Consider the following 454-nt stretch of genomic DNA (forward strand, 5'->3'; position numbering starts at 1 on the left):
GATAATATTAAGGGGAGTAAGGTATATGAGAAGAAGGTAGGAGAGGAAGAAGTAAGGAAGAGAGCGGGGGATAATGAGAAGGATATAGCTAGCAGTTGGCATGCTGGGCTTAGCTTTAGCTGGGACGGGGAGTTTACCGGAAGCATAGGGGGTAGGTATAAGAATGGAGATGATGTATGGTCTGCTGAGGTATCTGAGGCGGCATTTAAGGGGTGGAAGTTAATAGGAGATACGATATCTTCTTGGTTTAAAGGTAGTCAAGGCACTTCTAAAGCTGAGATGAATGCGCATCAAGAAAGTAAGAATAAAGAAGAAAAGGAAAGCTTTAAGGAGAGTAAGAAGAAAGATCCGGAAAAGGAGAAGGAAGAAAGTTCTAAGGATAGTAGGAGTAAGCAAGAAGGAGATAAAGAGGAAAGTTCGGAGAAGAGACAGAATGCTGAAGATAAGGAAGGAG

Annotated in this window: 1 protein-coding gene; it reads left to right on the plus strand. The window is 42.5% G+C overall.

Annotated features, from left to right (window positions below):
• On the plus strand, positions 1–454 hold a 454-nt coding region (locus NF27_RS12180), incomplete at both ends, for a hypothetical protein (protein WP_039454640.1).

This window comes from Candidatus Jidaibacter acanthamoeba, assembly GCF_000815465.1.
In the GTDB taxonomy this organism is placed as follows: domain Bacteria; phylum Pseudomonadota; class Alphaproteobacteria; order Rickettsiales; family Midichloriaceae; genus Jidaibacter; species Jidaibacter acanthamoebae.